At 65.0% G+C, this 17,769-nt stretch carries 18 protein-coding genes; 5 read left to right on the forward strand and 13 right to left on the reverse strand.

Features of this window, described 5'->3' with window-relative positions; translation table 11 throughout:
• Nucleotides 1-6: 6 nt before the first annotated feature.
• Together DOM54_RS17590 and DOM54_RS17595 are read right to left on the reverse strand one after the other, a co-directional pair.
• Entirely contained in the window at nt 7-924 is a 918-nt protein-coding gene (locus DOM54_RS17590; RefSeq protein WP_110717574.1) for an ABC transporter permease, read from the reverse strand.
• A gap of 76 nt (nt 925-1,000) precedes the next feature.
• Nucleotides 1,001-2,521 carry an ABC transporter substrate-binding protein gene (locus DOM54_RS17595; RefSeq protein ID WP_110717575.1) on the reverse strand — a complete coding sequence of 507 codons (1,521 nt, stop codon included), beginning with the start codon at nt 2,519-2,521 and terminating at the stop codon, nt 1,001-1,003.
• Between the two features lie 247 nt (nt 2,522-2,768).
• Here DOM54_RS17595 and DOM54_RS17600 point away from each other — a divergent pair, with 247 nt between their 5' ends.
• Entirely contained in the window at nt 2,769-3,689 is a 921-nt protein-coding gene (locus DOM54_RS17600) for a LysR family transcriptional regulator (protein ID WP_240613956.1), read from the forward strand.
• Between the two features lie 6 nt (nt 3,690-3,695).
• Here DOM54_RS17600 and DOM54_RS17605 read toward each other — a convergent pair whose 3' ends face one another.
• The 5 genes from DOM54_RS17605 to DOM54_RS17625 form a co-directional block, all read right to left on the reverse strand.
• Nucleotides 3,696-3,842: an SEC-C metal-binding domain-containing protein gene (locus DOM54_RS17605; RefSeq protein WP_110717660.1), complete on the reverse strand. Its 147-nt coding sequence runs from the start codon at nt 3,840-3,842 to the stop codon at nt 3,696-3,698.
• Nucleotides 3,843-3,915: 73 nt separating this feature from the next.
• The gene (locus DOM54_RS17610) at nt 3,916-4,941 is read right to left on the reverse strand and encodes a 2,5-dihydroxypyridine 5,6-dioxygenase NicX family protein (protein WP_110717577.1); all 1,026 of its coding nucleotides are present in this window, start codon (nt 4,939-4,941) and stop codon (nt 3,916-3,918) included.
• Between the two features lie 254 nt (nt 4,942-5,195).
• Complete coding sequence (locus DOM54_RS17615) at nt 5,196-5,486, reverse strand: cupin domain-containing protein (protein ID WP_110717578.1); 291 nt, start codon at nt 5,484-5,486, stop codon at nt 5,196-5,198.
• Between the two features lie 72 nt (nt 5,487-5,558).
• Complete coding sequence (locus DOM54_RS17620; protein ID WP_110717579.1) at nt 5,559-6,710, reverse strand: glycerophosphodiester phosphodiesterase; 1,152 nt, start codon at nt 6,708-6,710, stop codon at nt 5,559-5,561.
• A gap of 202 nt (nt 6,711-6,912) precedes the next feature.
• Nucleotides 6,913-7,590, reverse strand: a complete 678-nt coding sequence (locus DOM54_RS17625; protein WP_110717580.1) for a FadR/GntR family transcriptional regulator — start codon at nt 7,588-7,590, stop codon at nt 6,913-6,915.
• A 155-nt stretch (nt 7,591-7,745) separates the two neighbouring features.
• Between DOM54_RS17625 and DOM54_RS17630 the strand changes: the two genes are divergently transcribed.
• Nucleotides 7,746-8,909 carry a trans-sulfuration enzyme family protein gene (locus DOM54_RS17630; protein ID WP_110717581.1) on the forward strand — a complete coding sequence of 388 codons (1,164 nt, stop codon included), beginning with the start codon at nt 7,746-7,748 and terminating at the stop codon, nt 8,907-8,909.
• A 28-nt stretch (nt 8,910-8,937) separates the two neighbouring features.
• Nucleotides 8,938-10,416 (forward strand): Na+/H+ antiporter NhaC, encoded by a 1,479-nt coding sequence (gene nhaC / locus DOM54_RS17635; RefSeq protein WP_110717582.1) that lies wholly within the window; start codon nt 8,938-8,940, stop codon nt 10,414-10,416.
• A 45-nt stretch (nt 10,417-10,461) separates the two neighbouring features.
• On the opposite strand, the gene DOM54_RS17640 is transcribed toward nhaC, so the two are convergent.
• Complete coding sequence (locus DOM54_RS17640) at nt 10,462-10,836, reverse strand: VOC family protein (protein ID WP_110717583.1); 375 nt, start codon at nt 10,834-10,836, stop codon at nt 10,462-10,464.
• A gap of 376 nt (nt 10,837-11,212) precedes the next feature.
• Here DOM54_RS17640 and DOM54_RS17645 point away from each other — a divergent pair, with 376 nt between their 5' ends.
• Nucleotides 11,213-12,691, forward strand: a complete 1,479-nt coding sequence (locus DOM54_RS17645; RefSeq protein WP_110717584.1) for a DEAD/DEAH box helicase — start codon at nt 11,213-11,215, stop codon at nt 12,689-12,691.
• Nucleotides 12,692-12,791: 100 nt separating this feature from the next.
• Here the strand turns inward: DOM54_RS17645 and DOM54_RS17650 are convergent, their stop codons facing one another.
• The 4 genes from DOM54_RS17650 to DOM54_RS17665 form a co-directional block, all read right to left on the reverse strand.
• Entirely contained in the window at nt 12,792-13,427 is a 636-nt protein-coding gene (locus DOM54_RS17650) for a TPM domain-containing protein (protein ID WP_110717585.1), read from the reverse strand.
• 19 nt (nt 13,428-13,446) lie between these two features.
• Nucleotides 13,447-14,256, reverse strand: coding sequence for a TPM domain-containing protein (locus tag DOM54_RS17655; RefSeq protein ID WP_110717586.1), 810 nt, complete (start codon nt 14,254-14,256; stop codon nt 13,447-13,449).
• Nucleotides 14,256-14,879, reverse strand: coding sequence for a LemA family protein (locus DOM54_RS17660; RefSeq protein ID WP_110717587.1), 624 nt, complete (start codon nt 14,877-14,879; stop codon nt 14,256-14,258). Before DOM54_RS17660 ends, DOM54_RS17655 begins: the two co-directional genes overlap by 1 nt.
• A gap of 125 nt (nt 14,880-15,004) precedes the next feature.
• On the reverse strand, nt 15,005-15,472 hold the full coding sequence (locus DOM54_RS17665) for an HIT family protein (RefSeq protein WP_110717588.1): 468 nt from the start codon (nt 15,470-15,472) through the stop codon (nt 15,005-15,007).
• Nucleotides 15,473-15,669: 197 nt separating this feature from the next.
• On the opposite strand from DOM54_RS17665, the gene DOM54_RS17670 reads away from it, so the two are divergent.
• Complete coding sequence (locus DOM54_RS17670; RefSeq protein ID WP_110599010.1) at nt 15,670-16,116, forward strand: Lrp/AsnC family transcriptional regulator; 447 nt, start codon at nt 15,670-15,672, stop codon at nt 16,114-16,116.
• A 19-nt stretch (nt 16,117-16,135) separates the two neighbouring features.
• On the opposite strand, the gene DOM54_RS17675 is transcribed toward DOM54_RS17670, so the two are convergent.
• The gene (locus DOM54_RS17675) at nt 16,136-17,719 is read right to left on the reverse strand and encodes a gamma-glutamyltransferase family protein (protein WP_110717589.1); all 1,584 of its coding nucleotides are present in this window, start codon (nt 17,717-17,719) and stop codon (nt 16,136-16,138) included.
• Nucleotides 17,720-17,769: the final 50 nt, after the last annotated feature.

A 17,769-nucleotide genomic window follows, 5' to 3' on the forward strand; every position in this document is an offset into this window, starting at 1 on the left:
TGCTCCTCAGCGGGTGCGAATACGGGGATCGAGCGCGGCGTTGGCGACATCCGCCAGCAGCGTCAACACGATGTAGAACAGCGCGATGATCAGCACCACGGCCTGCACCACGGGATAGTCGTTGCGCGAGATCGCATCCCAGGCCAGTTGGCCCAGGCCGTTGAGCGAGAAGACCGATTCGATGACCACCGACCCGCCCAGCATGAAGCCGAGCTCCACCGCGGCCAGTGCCACCACCGGGATCACCGCGTTGCGCAGCGCATGCTTGAAGATCACCGAACCGCCGCGCAGCCCCTTGGCCCGCGCCGTGCGGATATAGTCGGACTCGAGCACCTCGAGCATGCCGGTCCGGGTCAGGCGCATCATCGCGGGCGTGGCGTAATAGCCAAGGGCGATCGCCGGTAGCACGAAATGCTGCCAGCCGTCGCTACCGGCGGCCGGCAGCCACTGTAGCGTCACCGCGAAGATCACGATCAGCGTCAGACCGAACCAGAAACTCGGCATCGCCTGCCCTACCACGGCGAACAGCAACGACAGCCGATCGATCCAGGTATCTCGCTTTAGCGCCGCCAGGACGCCGAGCGGAATCGAGATAGCGACCGCCAGCGCCAGCGCGAGGCCGCCCAGCGTCAACGTGATCGGCATGCGATCGACGATCAGGTCGACCACCGTGCTCTGGTAGTAATAGGAACGGCCGAAGTCGAAGGTCAGCGCGCCACCCAGCCAGTCCAGGTACTGGCTGACGATGGGCCGATCGAGCCCGTAATCGACGCGGATTCGCTCGACCTGCTCGGCGGTGGCCTCTGGTCCGGCGATCGATGTGGCCAGATCGCCGGAGAGATGCAGCAGCATGAAGCTGACGATCGAGATAGTGAGTGCCACGCTGATCGCGACCAAAACCCGGCGGATGATGAAAGTGCCCATGGTACCTCCTCACGCTGCGCGGCCTCGTCTTGCCAGACACGGGGCCGCGCAGGCGGTTAGCGGATGTCGGAAAGCGTCACTTCCAGCTGGCCTCGGCAAAGCGCGGCAGCTCATCCGGGTAGGGCGTGAAATTCAGGTCGGCGGTATAGGCGTAGTAGGTGGAGTAGGAAAACAGCGGCGCCCAGTAGGCCTGCTCGGAAATCCGCTGCAGCGCCTTGCGATAATTGTCCTTGCGGACGTCTGGGTCGACCGAGGTGTCGGCGGTGTGCAGCCACTGCTGGACCTGCTCGTCCTGCCAGTGGTCGTCGGCGCCGCCACCGAAGTAGACGCTGGTGATCGCGGAAACGTCGTTGACCGAGTAGGAGCCCCAGGTCTTGAACGACATGTCGGTGTTGCCCCCGCGCTGCTGCTCCAGCAGTGCCGGCGAGGTCATGAAGCGCAGATTGGCGCGAATGCCGACATTGCGCAGATCGCCGATCATCGCCTCGGCGTAGTCCCGCTCGCGATAGGCGTAGAGGTTCAGCTCGAAGCCATCGCCATAGCCGGCGTCCGCCAGTAGCTGGCGCGCCTTGTCGGGGTCGTAGTCGTACTTGACGACATCCTGGGTCTCGCAGCCGAACTGGGCCGGGAAGCAGGGAGCATAAAGCGGACGACTGCCGCCCCGCACCAGGTTGTCGGCCATGCCCTGGCGATTGATCGCGTGATTGATCGCCTGGCGAACCTCGAGATGGCTCAGTGGCGAGCTCTCGCGCCTGGCCGCATCGAAGGAGAGGTAGCCGACCCGCATGGTCTCGCCGCTGTCCACGGTCAGGTTGGGCATGGCCTCCATCTGCTCGGCCTGGTCTGCCGGGACTCGCCAGATCCAATCGACCTGGCCGGTCATCAGTTGCGCCACGCGGGAGTCCTGATCGGGAATCACCTTGAACTCGAGCTTGCCGATCTGGGGCTGGCCGACCGGGCTATCGGCGAAGTAGTTGTCGTTGCGGACCATCTTGACGCCTTCCCCCGGCGTCACTTCGGTAATCCGGTAGGGGCCGGTGCCGATGGGCTGCCTGCTGAACCCCTCGAGGCCCATCTGCTGAAAATACTGATCCGGGAACACCGGAAGCGGCCCGGAAAGATACTCCAGCGCCGCCGGGAAAGGGCCGTTGAGATGGAAGCGGACATGGGTGTCGTCGATCTTCTCGACGCTCTCGATCCAGTCGGTGTTCTGACGCGTGACCACCTTGGAGTCCGGCGATACCACGTAGTTGAAAGTGAAGACCACGTCATCGGCATTGAACGGCTCGCCGTTCTGGAACTCGACGCCCTGCCGCAGCGTCATCTCCAGGGTGGTGTCATCGACCCAGTGCCATTCGGTGGCGAGCATCGGCTCGTAGTCGTTGGTCTCCGGGTTGCGGTAGATCAGCGTATCCCAGGCCAGGTGCGAGATGATCACCCCCTCCCGCAGGTTGTTGTGATACGGGCTGATGTTCTCGGGTTCGCTGTCGGAAGCGTAGACCAGGGTATCGTTGGCCTTGTTGGCCAGCGCCGGTAGCGACAGGCAGCACAGCGCCGTGCCGGCCACGATGTGGCGAAGCGTCAGGTTGGAGCGCATTTCGACCTCATTGTTGTGTTGTTGGCTGAGAGCGTGTTGCTGGAGCACCCGCCGTGCCGCTGGCGGTGTCGTGGCGGCGATCGGATCTTGTTGTGCAACCCCTTCGGCCGATGCCGTTTCCCTCGAAGCTATCGAACGCCCACCCATGCCACAAGTACAATGTTTAGAACCAACCATTGCCATTTCGGCAAAGGTTAATAAAAACAACATCAACCACAGTGCCGTGGAGAAGATCGGGGAGAGCACAATGGCAATGAACAGTCGCGCCCTTCAGGAAACTGCGCTTCGCTACTTCCTGGCGGTGGTGAAAAATGGCTCGATCAGCGCGGCGTCGCTCAAGCTGAACGTCGCGGCCTCGGCGATCAGCCGTCAGATCGCCCGGCTCGAGACCGAGCTCGACACCCAGCTGTTCGAGCGCCGCGCCAGGGGGATGGTGCCCAGCGCCGCCGGCGAACTGCTCGCCGCCCATGCCAGACGCATGCAACTGGAAACCGACCGAATTGCCAGCGAGATTCAGGCCTTGCAGGGGCTCGAGCGCGGCACGGTGCGCCTGGCCAGCTCGGAGGGGTTCGCGGTGGATTTCATTCCCTTGGCGATCGCCCGATTCCGGCGCCACTACCAGGGCATCCAGTTTCGGCTCAGCGTCAGTTCACCGGCCGAAGTGACACGCCGGGTACGCGAGGGAGAGGTGGATATCGGGCTGACGTTCAGCCTGGCGCCGGAGCGCGACATTCAGGTGGAATCGCGTCAGCGATCGCGGATTCAGGCGCTGATGGCCCACGATCACCCGCTGGCCGGCCGACGCGAGGTGAAGCTGTCACAGCTGCAGCCCCACCCTATCGCCCTGCCACCCCCGGAGACCACGCTGCGCCAGCTGTTCGACATCTGCTGCAGCCAGCAGAACCTGATCTTCGAGTCCGTCTTCACCAGCAACTACACCGAGGCGCTGGTCAACTTCGCCATGCTGGGTGGCGGGATCGCCCTGGCCGGCGAGATCTCGATTCGCCATCGGCTTCTCCAAGATCGGCTGGTCGCGGTGCCGATCCGCGATACCGGCATGGACGCACGCCACGTCGAACTGCAGACGCTCGCCAATCGCACCCTGCCGGCGGCCACCGGGGCATTCGTCGAGCATCTCAAGGGGATGATGGAAGCCAGCGGGCCGTAACGATTCTCAGCCGGCGTGGCACTTCTTGAACTTCTTGCCGCTGCCGCAGGGGCAAGGGTCGTTACGTCCGATATCCTTCATGGCGTTACGCACCGGCGCCTGCGCTTCGTGGTGGTGCTGGCAATGCGGGCCGTGGACGTGTGGCTGGGTCATGGGACGATACCGTGTCGAAGGGAGGATAACCGAGGCGCGATTATCCTCCAGAGTCACGCCTTGTGCCACGCCGTCAGTCGCGGCGCTGCATCTCCTTCACCGCGATGTCGCCATCGAGCACGATCGGCTCGTCATCGAGAAACAGGCTGCAGTTGCGCATCGGAATGTCGAGATGGCAGGCGGTGTCGTTACTGCCGCCCAGCTCGTTGTTGGGACCGGTCGAGAACATGACGTTACCGTAGAACGAACGCAGCTCCATCCCCATGCCTCCGGGGAACTGGGTCAGTCCGTGCCAGTCGGCGCGATGATCCAGGCCCCAGCCGACATGCGACATGCCGAGCCCGCGAGGATCCTTGAAGGTACCCATGTAGGACTTGATCAGCTCGGCATCCAGCCCACCACGAATATCGGTGATGAAGCCCTTCTCGATGGTGTAGGTCACCGGTTCGCGCACGTAGGTGTTGAACGGTAGCAGCACATCGCCCGGCGCCAGCACGATCTGGCCGTCGACCCCGTCGTCGGCACCACCGGTGAACACGAACGCCGCCGGCCAGTGATCCCAGCGCCCGGGCTCGTCGGTAAAGCCGTACTCACTCATGGTCGGATAGACGCCGAGGCGATAGGTGACATCGGTGCCGTGCGGGCTGGTAATCCGCATCGTGCTCGCCTTGGCGAGCAGCTCGGCCCCGACCTCGACCCGCTCGCGCAGCTCCTGGGTCGGCATCAACTTGGCGAGTAACGGTGCTGGCTCGACGGCGGTCAGAACCCGCGCGCCCGCCGCCTGGATCGCCATCTGTTCATCGCTGAACAGCAGGAAGATCAGATCGACGACCATATCGGCCTGCTTGAGCGCTTCCACCGCTTCCGGGTTGGAGGCCAGCCCCGTTTCGCCGACGGCCCAGGCGCCGCTGCCCGGCATCGGGGCCGGCAGGCGCATGTGATACATCCGCGCGCCGAGACGCTGCCCCGCGGCGAGGAAGGCATCTGCGTAATCCAACCGCTCCTGGCCCTGGGACAACACCACGACCTTTTCACCCTCGTGAACGCCGCTGAGCGTCAACTGCTGCAGACACATCTCGATCAGTACATGCTGTTCCATGATGCGCTAAACCTCCGAAATAGACGGTGTACGCCAGAACACGATCATCCCACTCGTGACCAACCTTTTTTGTATTGCCGCCCTGACGAGGATAGCGCGATCCTCGGAAAACCTAAATAGGGTGTCTACGCCATAATTGAACGATCTATCTCGAAGCGCTGCCGGGAATGACGCCGATCTGGCACGCCCCCCAAGACGCCCGCTGAACAGAGCGAGTGACAGCAAGGCAATGGCAATGGAGTCGGGGGCTGGGCTTACTTGATTTCGATCTCGATGAACACGAATTCGAAATCGTTGGCGTTGACCACGTTGTGTTCGACGCCCTTGTCCCGGTAGTAGGAGACACCGGTTTCCAGGGTCGAGAAGGTGTGGCCGTCCAGCGTCTCGAGTTCGAGCTTGCCGGTGGTCCGCGGCACCACGACGTAGTCGCGATCATGGGCGTGCCAGCCCGTCTCGGCGCCAGGCGGGAATCGCCACTCGGTCACCACGACACGGTCATTGTCGATCTGTACGGTTGGCTGGGCCTGGGGGCGCGAAGCGCTCATGCAGCAACTCCTCTGTCGAAATCGGGGGCCTGGACGGGCATCGGCGCGATCTCGCCGATGCCCGAGGGGGTGTCAGTAGCCGTGGCGCTCGAGGATCGCTTCCTGGTCCTGCGCCGGGTGGCCGTAGAATGTCAGCAGCTGTTCTGCCCGGTTGGTGAAGAAGCCATCGACGCCGCGCTGCCGGTAGCGCTCGAAGTCGGCCGGCTCGTCGACCGTGTAGAGATGCACCAGCATGCCGTCGTCGTGGGCCATGCCGATCATCCATGGCTCGGCCAGTTCCATGTAGCTGAACTGGCTACTGAATTTGCCATCATGCTCGGTCTGGACCGCCGACGGGCCGATCCCGACAGCACCATGATCCTTGGCGAAGTCGAGCCAGGTCCGGAAGGCTTCCGGCGAGGCCACCTGCTGGCGCGCGTAGTAGTCGGCCTTGCTCTCGCCCTCACCCTGCGGCTCGCTCGGCGCGGCCTCGATGCCGCCCTCGCCCAGCCACAGCAGCAACACCTGCGGCACCTCCGGCATGGTCTGTTCCAGCGCTTCGAGGCTGGCCTTGGAGAAGGTCTGCATGACCAGGCGTCCAGGGCCGTCGCCCACCCTTACCGCCCCGCCCTCCGCGGCCGGCCGAGTCTTGGCGGCGTCACCCAGCCAGCCACGCGCCTCGAGCTTGTCGCGCAGGTCCTGCTCGATCCCCGGGAACTGTTCGGGCACCTTGGTCTCGATATAGAGCCCCGGATGGTTGTCGCCGTTCTCGGCGATGTCGATCACCTCGTCCAGGGTCAGGATCTCGAGCCCGGAGTAGCTGTCGCGGGCGCGCTCCGGATAGCTCGCGTTGAACCAGCTGCCGGCGTCGAGCTGCTTGAGCTCATCCAGCGTGAAGCTCGACACCGGCGCGTCGGCCCGGTCGGGGAACACCTCGGCCACGTCGGTATTGCGGCCCAGGGTATTGTCATGGACGGCCACCAGGACGCCGTCCTTGGTACGCTGCAGGTCCAGCTCCAGATAGTCGACCCCGAGATCCCGTGCCAGGAGATAGGCGGGCCGGGTCGATTCCGGCGCCTGATAGGACGCGCCGCGATGAGCGATCACCGCATCGCAGGGTATCGGGATCTTGGTGCAAAGCGTCGAACCTTGGGGGGTCGCCCCGTCGTCGGCCTGGGCGGCCGCGAACGGCAGCATCAGGCTCAAGCCGCAGATCCGCAGCCAGTGTCGCTTCGCCTTGATCATCGTCGTCTCCTCGGAGGTTGTCGGGGTGCTGCAGGGAACGCTCCAGCGCTGGCCAAGGAAACACTGCATCAATGACTGCGCGGGCAAATCACGTCGTTGTGCGGTGCCGGGGCCGGAATCCTCACCTATCCCCATGGGCTCCGGTTCCTGTGCTCCGTACGCCTCGTGCTTTACGTCGCTCGCCAATTTATTCCGCGTTTCCCTAGCGCATGATCTCCACGTTATGCCGCGTGGCGGCCATCAACTCGCCGAAAGCGGCCACCGCCGCTTCGACATCGCGCCGGCGCATCGCCGCCAACAGCGTCAGGTGGTGCGGAAAACTGGCATCGAAGACCTGGTTTCTGTCCTGGGGCGTCTGCCACGAGACGTAGAGTTCGGAGTGAATCGAGCGTATCAGCTCGACCAGTACCTGATTGTGACTGGCGCGATAGATGGCAAGGTGGAACGCCGAGTCCGCCTCGTGGACCCGCAGGAAATCGTCGGCGGCGCGAGCGACCTGGTAGTCCGACAGAAACTGCTCCATCTCGTCGAGCTGAGCCTCGCTGGCATGCCGGGTGGCCAGCGCGATGGCCTTCTCCTCCAGCACCAGGCGCACATCCAGCATCTCCAGCAGGTGGCGCCGCGCATCCGTCACGTGCAGTCGCGAGAACAGGCGGAAGGTCTGCTGGTCGCTGACGTAGATCCCCTTGCCGTTGACGACCTGGATCACGCCCTCGGCCTCGAGCCGCTTCAGCCCCTCCCGCAGCGTGGAGCGCCCCACCCGCAGGCGCTGCATCCATTCGGCCACCGATGGCAGTCGATCCCCGGCCGACAGCCGTTGTTCGGCGATATAGCTGCCGATCTCGCCGGCCACCGTGTCAGATAAGTAGAGTCTTTTCATCACTGTCCCGCTGATGCCGCTGGGCGGCCGTAGGCAAAAACGGTAACCACAAACCCGCTTAGGTTCAATTGAAGCGCCAGTCGCCCTGTGATAATCCTACCTATCAGACAGGCTGACACCATGACACTTCCCGCTCACCCACCCTGGCGATTTTGATGGCACTCGACGACAACACCTCCGACGCCGCTCGGGATTCCGAGATCTGTACCCACGCCTTCGAGGAACACCAGCGCTACGAGGGGGCGATCGCGCCCCCCATCTATCAGACCAGCCTGTTCACGTTCCCGACACTGGAGCGCTTCACCGAGGTGATGCGCGACGAGCGCAGTCATTTCGTCTACAGCCGCGGGCTCAACCCCACTGTCAAGCTGCTCGAGGACAAGCTCGCCGCGTTGGAGCGGGGGGAGATGGCCAAGGCCTTCGCCTCGGGCATGGGCGCGATCAGCGCGACGATGATGACGCTACTCGACCAGGGCGACCATGTGCTGCTGGTCAACCAGGCCTACGGCCCGACGCGCCAGTTGCTGGAGCAGATGGCACGATTCGGCGTGAGCTTCAGCGAGACCGGCGGGAGTCGCGGCGAGGTCGAGGCGGCTCTGCGGGACGATACCCGGTTGATCTACATCGAGAGCCCCTCATCGATGCGCATGGCGCTGGCCGATCTCGACGGTATCGCCGAACTGGCCCGAAGCCGGGGCGTGCTCACCGCCATCGACAACACCTGGGCGACCCCGCTATACCAGAAGCCGCTGACTCACGGCATCGACCTGACCCTGCATACGCTCTCCAAGTACATCGGCGGCCACAGCGACCTGGTCGGCGGAGTCGTCGTCGGCCGGCGGGAGCTGGTGGCGTCGATCTTCGAGCACGGCCACCAGTTGCTGGGAGCGGCGCTCTCGCCCCACAGCGCCTTCCTGGCCCTGCGCGGCCTGCGCACGCTGCCGATAAGGATGCGCCAGCACCAGGCCAACGTGCTGGAAGTCATCCGCTACCTGGCGACCAAACCCTCGGTGGCGGGACTCCACCACCCGTGCCTCGCCACCGGCGAGCAGGCGGCGTGGGCCGAGAGACAGCTGAGCGGCCACGCCGGACTGCTCAGTTTCGAGATCGTCGATCCGTCCTATGTCCGCATCGCCGGTTTCATCGACACCCTGCGCGTCTTCCGCATCGGGGTGAGCTGGGGCGGCTACGAGTCGCTGGCCATCTCCCAGCGCCAGCCCGACGACACCGGCCCCGCCCTGATCCGCCTGGCGATCGGCCTGGAGGACGTGCAATCCCTGCTCGACGATCTGGAGCGCGCCTTCCGCACGCTGCAATAATCCCGCCACGTCAACCGGAGACGCCACGATGGCCACCACCCGACAACAACAACCCGGGTTTCTCGCCTCGCTCGGACTACTGCTCGTCATTGCCGCCACCATCATCTACGGCATCGTCATCGCAGCGTACGAAACGGAGATGGTCCTGATCACCGTCGGCGTCCTGGCGACGCTGTTCGCCGTCGCTCACGGCCGCCGCTGGGACGACATCATGACCATCCTCGCGGACAAGATCCGCACCGCGACCATCGCCATCCTGGTGCTCTACAGCATCGGGCTGATCATCGGGACCTGGCTGGTGGCCGGCGCCATCCCCTACTTCATCTACTACGGGCTGGAGCTGATCGACCCCGGCTATCTCTACGTCATGGCGTTCGTCGCCACCGCCATCGTCTCGACCTGCACCGGGACCTCATGGGGATCGGCAGGCACCATCGGCGTGGCGATCATGGGGATCGCCGGAGCCATGGAGATCAACCTGGCGATCACCGCCGGCGCCGTCATCTCGGGGGCCTATTTCGGCGACAAGCTGTCACCGCTCTCCGATACCACGATCATGGCGTCGATGGTGGTCAAGGTGGACCTCTACCGCCATATTCGCTACCTGATGTTCACCTCGGTGCCATCCTGCCTGGTCGCGGCACTCGCCTACTGGGTGCTGGGCACCAGCCTCCATGGCGATGCCCAGTCGCCGGCGATCGCCGCCACCACCACCCAGATCGAAGCGCTGTTCACCCTCAATCCGATCCTGCTGCTCCCGGCGGTCATCATCCTGACCGGATCGATACTGAAGAAGCCGACGCTGGTGGTACTGTTCGCCTCGACGCTGTGCGCCATGCTGCTGGCGCTGTGGGTACAGGGTCTGCCGCTGTCGGTGGTGGTCCAGGCCGCCGTCTCCGGCTTCAGCGTCGACATGCTGCCCTCCGCCCAGGCGGGAGAGATCAACGACACGCTGCGGACGCTGCTGGAACGGGGCGGCCTCTACAGCATGCACGGCACCGTGCTGTTCGTGTTCTGCGCGTTCTTCTTCGCCTCGGCGCTGGAGGCCTCGGGAGCGCTCCATGTGGTTCTCCACCGGACGCTGGAGCACGTGCGTTCCGCCAGCGGCACCATCCTCGCCTCACTGCTCGCCGGCCTCTGCATCATCTTCGCCACCGGCAACAGCTACGTGACCTTCTTCCTGACCCGCGAGATCTTCGCCGACCAGTACGCCAGCAAAGGGCTTCATCCGCTCAATCTCTCGCGCAGCCTGGAAGACGGCGGCATGATCCCCGAGCCGCTGGCGCCATGGACGGTCTCGGCGGTCTACATGGCGGCGACGCTCGGCGTATCCACGCTCGACTACGCCCCCTGGGCGCTGTTCAACTATCTCGGGATCGTGTTCTCGGCGCTGCTGGCGATCGCCGCGCCCTGGACGGGTAGCTTCGGCGTACGCCGACTGGCGCAGAAGGGAAATCCGCCTCGCTCGCGATTCGCCGGAGCCTCCGCGGCCAGCGATCCCCGCTGAGTCTCCCCGCCACCCATCGCCGAGATGGCGATGGGTGTCCCGCGATCATGCCCAGGCATTGACGTTGTCGGCATCCTCGAAATCCGGCCGCTGCGGGTGGACGACACAGAACCGGTGGCCGGTCGGCGCCTCCATGATGGTCCAGCGCTCCAGCCGCTCGACCACCTGCGCACCCAACCCCTCCAGCCGGGCCACCTCCGCCTCGATATCGTCGGTCTCGATATCCAGATGAACCCGACTGGGGTGATCCACCTGCTGTATCAGCACATCGAGCTGATCCGGAGGCGTGGCCAGCTTGCCGTATTTCTCGTCGGTCTCGTGACAGGGCCAGCCCAGTGCCCGGGCCCAGAACTCGATGGCGGAAGACTTCTCACCGCCCTGGCTGTCGATGACGAGTCCCGCCAGACGACTCTTGTGCATTGTCGTTCTCCTCTCCGTCATGCAGATTCAAAAGGCGTATCACTCCCCAGCATAGCCAGCGTCGGGCACGACGACCTCCCCCGATCGACGCTCACCGCCCCAGTCAGTCCTCACTTCGCCGCGAGCCCTTTTCGCCCCGGCCCCGCCCCGAGTTCGAATCCATTCATGCCAGTCATCGCAACGGGATGGCGGAGGCGGCGCACATGCGTTAAGCTGCGGGCCCATTGCCGTTATCTGTCTGACCGTCGTCACGCGAAGCTGAAAGAGTCGACGACCCTCCATTTTGCCGCCTCCAGGCGCATCAGCCAGCACTGGCATTCCCCGGTAGAGCGTAGCCGCTTCGCTTCGCCATTCGCCGCGACCTAGAGAATACCGAATGAGTTTTGCCTCACTGGGCCTTAGCGCCCCGTTGCTGAAAGCCGTTGCCGAGCAAGGCTATGACACCCCCTCCCCGATCCAGTCACAGGCGATTCCCGCCGTTCTCGAGGGAAGAGACGTCATGGCCGCCGCGCAGACCGGCACCGGCAAGACGGCGGGTTTCACCCTGCCGATCCTTCACCGCCTGTCCCAAGGCGATCGCCCCCGCGCCGGTTCACAGATTCCGGTGCGCGCGCTGATCCTGACCCCGACCCGCGAGCTTGCCGCTCAGGTCGGCGAGAGCGTGGCGACCTACGGCAAGCACCTGCCGTTGAAAAGCGCCGTGGTCTTCGGCGGCGTCAAGATCAATCCGCAGATCGCCACGCTGCGCCAGGGCGTCGACATTCTCGTCGCCACCCCTGGTCGCCTGCTCGATCTCTACCAGCAGAAAGTGGTTCGCTTCGACAAGCTCGAAGTGCTGGTACTGGATGAAGCCGACCGCATGCTCGACATGGGCTTCATCCATGACATCCGCAAGATTCTGGCCGTGCTGCCCAAGCAGCGCCAGAACCTGCTGTTCTCGGCGACCTTCTCCAACGACATCCGCAATCTCGCCAAGGGCCTGGTCAACGATCCGGTCGAGATCTCGGTGACCCCGCGCAACGCCGCCGCGGCGACGGTGAAGCAGTGGGTCCATCCGGTGGACAAGAGCCGCAAGCCGGCGCTGCTGTCGCACCTGATCCAGACTCACCAGTGGCAACAGGTGCTGGTCTTCACCCGCACCAAGCACGGCGCCAACCGCCTGACCAAGTATCTCGAGGGTCAGGGCATCGAGGCCGCGGCGATTCATGGCAACAAGAGCCAGAATGCCCGCACCAAGGCGCTGGCCGACTTCAAGAGCGGTGGCGTCCGCGCCCTGATCGCGACCGATATCGCCGCACGCGGGCTGGATATCGATCAGTTGCCGCAGGTGGTGAACTTCGAGCTGCCCAACGTGGCGGAGGACTACGTCCACCGCATCGGCCGTACCGGCCGTGCCGGCGCCAGCGGCCAGGCCGTCTCGCTGGTGAGCCTGGACGAGAAGAAGGAACTGGCCGGTATCGAACGCCTGATCAGCCAGCGTCTGACCAGCGAAGCGGTGGCGGGCTTCGAACCCACGCCCGGCGGTGGCCCCAAGGTCGACGAGAACGAAGGACGCCAGCCCCGCGGCGGCCAACGGCGTGGCGATGGCGGCCAGCGTCGCGGCAATGGCGGTGGTGGCCGCGGCAACAGTGCCGGCGGGCGCGGTAACGGCGGCGGCCGCGGTGGCGATTCACGCCGAAGCGAAGGCCGTGGCGCTTCCTCGGGCCAGGGCGGCTCTCAAGACGACAACCGTGGCAACCGCATCGACAGCGGCAACCGTGGCAACCGCAGCGGCGATGCCCCGGCCCAGCGCCGCCAGCGTTCGCGCGGTGGCCAGCGCCGCAGCGGCGGCGGCACGCCCAACGGTAACGTCTGACACCCGCCTCTCGGCCAGCCCCAAACGACAACGCCACCGTCATTGACGGTGGCGTTGTCGTATCCGGACGTCGGATCCTCGCCGAGGCGAGGCCCGGCGCTCAGTCGAGCACGATGAGCCGGTTGGGCAGTTCATTGCGCTCGTGGGTCGCCGGCACATGGGTCTCGAGCAGTTCGCCACAGCTATCGATGCAGTCGAGAAAGCCCTGCAGTGTCTCGCCGGCTTTGACGCGAGCGGTGAACGCCTCGACGATCGCCTGCCAGGTATCGTCGCTCAAGCGTGCCGAGATGCCCCGATCGACGAGGATTTCGACGTAGCGCTCTGCCTCGGAGACGAAGATCAGCATGCCGGTGCCTGCCTCGGTGTGATGCAGGTTCTGCTCCAGGAACTGGCGCCTGGCCAGGTTGGAGGCGCGCCAGAAACGCACATGCCGCGGAATCAGTCGCGTCAGCACCGATGGCAGCCGGAACACCACCGCCAGAACGATGAAGACCAGCCACTGCGCCAGCAGCAGATACCAGGCGCTGGCCCCGCCCAGCCAGCCCAGCCAACTGGCGATGACGCTCAGCGCGCCTGGGACGATGAGCGCCGTCAGTCCGGCCCACAGCAGCGGAATATAGGTGTAATCGTCCGCCTGGCGCGCCAGGACGGTGACGACCTCGGCATCGGTGTCGCGCTCGATCCGCGTGATCGCATCGCCGACTTGCCGTTGTTCGCTTTCACTCAATAAAGCCATGCTGTCGTTATCCTGTCGTCTACCAGCCACCGGACGCGCCACCGCCGCCGAAACCACCACCGCCGCCGCCAAAGCCGCCGCCACCGAAACCACCGCCGCCGAAGCCGCCGGAACCACCGAGAGCGCCGCCCAGCAGCACGCCGCCCATGGCGCCCCCGCGCCGACGCCGTCTGCCGCCGCGTCCACCGCCGCCGCCACCGCCACCGCCACGTACGATCAGCATGACGATCATGAACAGCGCGAAGAACCAGATCCCGGCCCCCCCCAGGTGTCGGGATTCCTGCTGGGCGGGCTGGGGCGGCGGAGCCGTCTCGGCCTGGGCGTCGCCGCCGAGCGCTGCGATCATCGCCTGAACACCACCCGTGATCCCACCGGCGTAATCCCCCTTGCGAAATGCCGGAGTGATGGTCTGGTTGATGATCGCGGAAGACCGGGCGTCGGTCAGCCGGCCCTCGAGGCCGTAACCCACTTCGATTCGAACGGCGCGCTCGTCCACGGCGACGATCAGCAGCGCGCCGTTATCCTCCCCCTCCTGGCCGATACCCCAGTGGCGGCCGAGCTGATAGCCGTAGTCCTCGATGGCCTCTCCCTGGAGGTTCGGCAGCGTCACCACGACGAGCTGCTCGCCGGTCGCCTCCTCGTGGGCCGCGAGCATGTCGGTCAGCCGATCGCGGGTCGAGGCATCCAGCAGGTCGGCGTTGTCGACGACGCGCCCGGTCAATTCGGGAAAGTCCGGGGCCGCCTGGGCGAGCAACGCGAATGCCAGTAGCCAGAGGCCCAGCGTCAGCGAGATAGCGCGCGTGTACGTTCGTCGCGTCGGACAGCGCATCAGAACTCCACCTTGGGCGCCTGGTCGGCGTTCTCCGCGGTGGCCTCGAAGTTCTCGCGAATCGGCATATCGCTGTAGAGCACGCTATGCCAGATCTTGCCCGGGAAGGTCCGGATTTCGGTGTTGTACGCCTCGACCGCCTGGATGAAATCGCGACGTGCCACCGCGATCCGGTTTTCGGTGCCTTCCAGCTGCGACTGCAGCGCCAGGAAGTTCTGATTCGACTTCAGATCGGGATAGCGCTCGGAAACCGCCATCAGCCGGCTCAGAGCGCCGGTCAACTGGCTCTGGGCCTGCTGGAATTGCTGCAGTTGCTGGGGATCGTTCAGCGTATCGGCGTCGACCTGGATCGAGGTCGCCTTGGCACGCGCCTCGGTCACCGCCGTCAGCGTCTCCCGCTCCTGGCTGGCGAAGCCCTTGACCGTCTCCACCAGGTTGGGCACCAGGTCTGCACGGCGCTGATACTGGTTCTCGACCTGGGACCAGGCCGACTTCACCTTCTCGTCCAGGGTCGGAATGTTGTTGATACCGCAGCCGGAGAGCGACAGCATCAATACCAGCAGCAATAGCCACCGCCACGGTTGACGGGCGGCGATGGGCAAGGCGGTCACGGGTGTCTGCATGAAGGGTTCCCGGTTGAAGGAGATTGGAAATCGGAGCCTCGAGGGTTCCCGAGTGCGCGGGCCCTGGCGGCGATGACGCCAAGTTACAGGTTGGCCGGCGCCATGGGAAGGCGGTTCCCCGCCGCTCACTCCGCGGCGTCGGTGGCACGGATCCGGGCGGCAAGCGCTGCCAGCCCGGCATCGTCCGCACGCCGGTAGTCATGGGAGGAGAGATAGCCTTCGTAGACATCGAAGAACTTGTCGACCCTGGACTCGACCGGCTTGAACGCGGCGTCGTCCCCCGTGCCATGCATGGGGAACAGCTTGGCGTGGAGATGGTCGACGCCGTAGCCCTCGAAGAACATGCCGCAGCGAGCCACGCCGTCCAGCGCCCGATCCAGCCGCCTGGCCACCTGCTTGGTCGCCACGATCAGCTCACGCAGCACCGCGTCTTCCTGTTCGAAGGCATAGCTACCGTGATGCGCCTTGGGGATCACCACCGAAAAGCCCTCGGTATTGGGGAAGATGGAGAGAAAAGCCAGGTGCGATTCGTCTTCCCAGATACGGTGTGCCGGCGCGCGACCGGCGACGATGTCGCAAAAGATGCAACTCATGAAGGCCCCTCTCGTGGCATCGATGGCCGACCTACGGATAGCCGGACAATGGCAGGCCCTCTATTAGTCATGACCCATGGGACGACGTCAATGCGGGTCACCGAGCGCGAACGAAGAGGAGAAGCCCGGGCTATCCGAAAGTCTTAAGCGAGCGTATGTTAGGTCAGGCCCATCCGATGCACCGACACCTGCCCGCCATGAACAAACTCGATAACGCCCTGCTCAATTTGCTGCTCAAGGATGGCCGCATGTCCTATGCGGACATGGCCCGCGAGCTCGACATTTCACGGGCCCACGCTCGCGACCGGGTGCAGTTACTGGTGGAAAGCGGTGTCATCGAACAGTTCACCGCCGTGGTCAACCCGTCGAAGCTCGGCAAGATCATCTCGACCTTCGTCGACCTGAAGGTCGCGCCTTACGCCATCGAGGCGATGGCGGCCGAGCTGGCGGAATGCCACGAGGTCATCAATCTCTACATCATGAGCGATCTTCGCAGTCTCCATATGCACACGCTGACGGACAGCCAGGAGACCTTCGACCGTTTCGCCCGCGAACATATCCTGGGCCGCCAGGAGGTCATCTCGGTGAACTGCACCACGCTGATGTCCCGCGTCAAACACGGACGCGGTGGCGCCAAGATCTGAGTGCCGCACTGGCGCGCCATCAATCGCCCTCGACACTGCCGTCGCTGCGCGGATCCGCACCGCCCTCCAGGCGCCCGTCGGCATGGCGAGTGATGCCGCCAGCGTGCCCCATGGTGTCGCTGTAGGCGTCGATGACATCCACCTGATGGCCGGCCTGGCGCAAGGCCGCGATCAGCGTCGGGTCGAAGCGCGACTCCAGCTTGAGTGACGTCGTGCCCTCCCCCCAGGTTCTTCCCAGCAACCAGCGCGGCGCATCGACGGCCTGCTGCAACGGCTGACCGTAGACCACGTGCCGCGTGAAGACCGCCGACTGGGTCTGCGGCTGCCCTTCGCCGCCCATGGTGCCGTAGACCATGGTTCGGCCGTCGTTGAGCCGCGCCAGGGCCGGATTGAGCGTGTGGAACGGCTTGCGCCCGGGCACCAGCGCCTGACGCGCCTGCGGATCGAGTGAAAAGCCGATCCCCCGGTTCTGCCACAGTACCCCGGTGGAGGGTAACACCACGCCGGAACCGAACTCCCAGAAGGTACTCTGAATGAAGCTCACCGCCCGCCCCTCACCGTCGATACACCCCATCCAGATGGTATCGCCAGGTTCTCCTACGTGCGGCCAGGCAAGCGCACGGGCCGGATCGATCCGCGCCGCCAGCCGGTCCAGAGTGGCGTCTGCCAGCAGGTCGAGTGGGTCGACGTCCATCCAGCGGGGATCGGTCACATGCCGATCTCGCACCAGAAACGCCTGCTTGGTGGACTCGACGAGCGCGTGAACGTAATCGAAACCCTCGGCTTCAGCGATTTTCAGGCGCTCGAAGAGCCCCAGGATCATCAGCGAGGAGACGCCTTGCGTGGGCGGCGGTAGATTCCACACCTGCCCCTGCTTGAGGCTCAGCGACAGCGGTGTGACCGCCTGCGGCGCGTAGCCGGCGAGATCGGCCCGGCGTAGCGGGCTGCCGAATCGCTCCAGCTCCTCGCCCATGGCCGTTCCCAGCTCGCCCCGATAGAAATCTCCCAGGCCGGCGTGCGCCAGCCGCTCGAAGGTCGAGGCCAGGGTCGGTTGACGAAATGTCTCGCCCTGCTGCGGCGCCGCACCCTCGCTAAGCAGATGGCCGGCAAACCCGGGAACGTCCGCCAGCTCACCGAGCTTGGCCGCCGTCAGCGCCGCCTGCCCCCGTGTCACGGGAACTCCCTGACGCGCATGGGCGATCGCCGCCTCGAACAGCCGTGACAGCGGCAACGTGCCCCCCCAGCGGCGCGAATGCGCGAGGGCCATCTCCCACCCCCCCACGGTCCCCGCTGTGGTCAAGGCGGCCAGCGGGCCGCGGGCGGGAATGCCTACATGCCCAGCGTAATAATCCCTATCCGCCAACTGCGCGGCGGCGCCACAGGCCTCGATGGCGACCGGCGTTTTGCCGGGCTCGGAGATGAGCCAGAAGCCATCGCCACCGATCGAGTTCATGTGCGGATAGACGGTGGCAATGGTCGATGCCGCCGCCACCATTGCCTCGATGGCATTGCCACCCTCACGCAGGATATCCCGACCGGCCTTGGCAGCCAGATGATGAGGCGCGACGACCATGCCGCGACTGGGCTTAGCATTACTCTGCATGGATCGTGATGCTCCCTGTATCCAAGGTATTGACCGAAACGCCAGCCACT

Source organism: Salinicola acroporae (genome assembly GCF_003206615.1).
GTDB classification, from domain to species: Bacteria; Pseudomonadota; Gammaproteobacteria; order Pseudomonadales; family Halomonadaceae; genus Salinicola; species Salinicola acroporae.